Source organism: Geojedonia litorea, assembly GCF_042654525.1.
Classification (GTDB): Bacteria; Bacteroidota; Bacteroidia; order Flavobacteriales; family Flavobacteriaceae; genus Geojedonia; species Geojedonia litorea.
On record NZ_JBHSGP010000010.1, the window covers coordinates 1 to 3,324 of the forward strand.

Below are 3,324 nucleotides of genomic sequence, written 5' to 3' on the forward strand. Positions count from 1 at the left end.
TCAATAAGGCAAACAGGTCAACCGAAGTAACATCTTCAGTCTCGCAGTAAGAATCATCTTGACCAGTACCTGCTGTTGGCTGGCTGTAGATAATGATATCTACTGACTCATTATCACCTGGACAGTCGCCATTGGCGGCTACTGTATACGTAAACGTATGGGTTGTATCTAGTGCATAACCACTTAAGTCAATTGGGCTACTTACATTGCCATTGACATCAGTCCACTGACCTCCTGCATCTTCGCCTGTCAATAAGGCAAACAGATCAACCGAAGTAACATCTTCTGTCTCACAGTAAGAATCATCTTGACCAGTACCTGCTGTTGGCTGGCTGTAGATAATGATATCTACTGACTCATTATCACCTGGACANCCTGTCAATAAGGCAAACAGATCAACCGAAGTAACATCTTCTGTCTCACAGTAAGAATCATCTTGACCTGTACCAGCGTCTGGATTTTCATAAACCGTCACCACAACTTCTGTTGCATCACTTTCACACCTTAAAGTAGTAGAAAGTATAGTTGTTGAAGTTACATAATATGAAGTTGTACCCGGTGCAGAAGTATCTGGCGTGGGTGCGGTTCCAGCCCCTCCATTAGTTTTTATAGTTAAAGCTGCATCCTCATACCAAGTTAAATTAACCCCATCTGCGGTTAATGCCGAAGCTACATCGTCAACACAATACGGATCCGAATCCGCCTCTGGAGGTAATGGTTCTACCCTAAATTCACCTGCTACAAAATCCTGTAATGATGCTGTTGCAGACTGCGAGTTTCTAGTTTCTAATAAAAAGCTTGAAAAACAGATATCCGTATTAATATCACTTAAACTTATAAAGCCTTCAAAAAATGCTCCTACCGGATAAGTGTTAGCAGGTGGAGTAACATTACCTACTTTTTTGCCCTGGTACGTCCAAGTTGATTTTGTGACCCCATCAGCTTTATTAACAGAACCATCAAAGGGTCCTTCCCAAGGAATTGTAAGCGGCGCGGTATTCACTTTTGCATTACATGTTATCCCTAAAAATTTTAGATTCCCCACAGATTCATCTTTAACAATTTGATCATTTCCATCAAGTATACCATCACAATTTGTGTCTTGCAAAGATGGAAAATTAGGATTTACAGCATCTGCTGGATTATTTACCCATTGGAAAACACGTAAATTAACAGCACCTCCACCATTGGTAAAATTACTTAACACTAATAGATCGCCTTCAGCATGGGTTCCTTTAAATTTGGGTTCTGTATCTAAACCAACCCCGTTTAAGAAAAACCAAAACCCTATTTGAGCATCTCCATTAACAGCGGTTCTATCTCCAAAGAAAAATATTCTTGATCCTTGAATTGAGGCACCTACATTTGAAATATCTCCTTTGTCATTAGTGTTTCCAAAACTCCATGACCAATTTGCAATAAAATTTGGGTCTGCAGAACCTCCAGTAAATTGAGTGTCATTTGTATCGTTGGCATCACGCTTAAAAATTTTAGATGGATTGGCAGCATTATCTAAAGCGCATACCCAATCACCAAGATTATTATCAAATTGAATATTAGCATTTTGAACTTGCGTACAATCAACAGGATTCTGGGCGCTTAAAAAATTGCCCCCCATTAAGCAAAGTATGAAAATAGCATAGCCATATATACTTTTGGTTCGTTTCATAAAATTTAGCCAACCACCCAAAAGGGTCTCAACTAATTTAACTTGAGTAATTTTGTACATTAACATAAGATTCTTTTTTAATTAATAAAAAATGTGTTAACATAACAAAATGAGAAAGGACATTAATAGATTAATTGATCATGATTAATTCAAAATCAATTTAACATACTAGAATTAAAAACTTGTAGAGTAAGTGGCTTTAATTTGCTATTAATTAAAACTCGGATAAGAATGGTTGTTTTTGTAACCGCCACTAAATTAGCGAATTAAATTTATTCACACAAAGGAATTTTACATATTTTAGTTTACTTTAATTTTTAATACGTTGAAATGCATAGTTATCTATAATACCTTACAAAAAAAGAAATAGAGGTTATAAAACTCTTTAAATTCTATAATCAACCATTTTTATGGTTAAATACTAAAACAAAAAGAGCAGCTATTAAGCTGCTCTTTTTTATTCATCTCGACCTTTTTGATTTAGTCAAGTCTACTAGCAGAAACAATTCTTTTAACAACGGTTCCTTGACTTGTAGTTAATCGTACAAAGTACATTTGGTTATCTTGTTTTGATAGATCAATTTTTGCTCTACCAACAGATCCTTTTACATATTTTGTATCTATTGAATGCTTCACTAAAGCACCTTTCACATCGTATACTTCAATCTTAACATCCGTATCATATTCAAACAGATATTTCACATTCACTTCATTCTCAAACGGAACTGGATATGCTGTGAAATCAACGGTACTAATTCCGAAATCTGAAGGCTCTACTTTACATTCAACAGACTCACCAGAGTTATTAAACGCTGATCCGTTATTGTCTTCTGAAATAGAACATCTACAAACTTCCTCACAAACTACGGCATGAACAATAATGTATACATCTCCAGAAGCCTCAATTGGCCCTACTTGATAAGTATACACATAATCTAATCCACCTGGATTAAAGTTAAATTGTCCAGGAGCAACAGTATTCACTCCATTCTTCGTTGGATATGGTTCACAACCAATATACACATGTGCTTCGTTCATGGCGTAACCTGGTGTTGTAATGTTATAAGTAACTGTTACAAAACCTCCTGTGTAATCTACAGTAGCTGTACCAACATTTGTACCTTTGGATAGTTCACACTTACCTGCTCCAGCGTATAACTGTAAGGTATAGGTGTTATCTGGAGAAATACTATTTGTCCAGCCCCAACGTGAGAAACCATCTTCTCTGAAACATCTGCTGTCATCATCTACATTAACACCGTCAGTAGTAAATACGCCAAAGGCAGTTTCGCAGTTGACGAACTTATCATCTTCTCTAATGTAAGTTACTTTTTCTGTGGTAGAATTACCACAAGCATCCTTCGCAATAAAAGTGTACTCATATGTTTTAATACATTCGTCTTCGTTTACCAAAACCGGAAAAGCTCTTAAAGTACCACCTTGTGCACAGTTGTCTGTCCAAGTTGCCTCTAAGTATTCTGGAACAGGTCCATTACAAACTTCACCTCCTAATGGTACACTAGTGAATTCTGGTGCAGTATCGTCTCCGCCACTGTAGGTAATGTTTACCTCTGTTGCAAAGTTGCCACACTTATCGGCTATAGTATAGTTGTAAGTAACACTCCACTGGCAATCATCGCCTGTTGGTGAACCGC

The 3,324-nt window shown here is 36.9% G+C and carries 1 protein-coding gene; it reads right to left on the bottom strand.

Annotated elements, in window-relative coordinates; all coding sequences use genetic code 11:
- Positions 1 to 2,149: 2,149 nt before the first annotated feature.
- The coding region (locus tag ACFO5O_RS06085) for a T9SS type A sorting domain-containing protein (RefSeq protein ID WP_387961920.1) at positions 2,150 to 3,324 on the bottom strand (1,175 nt) is incomplete at its 5' end.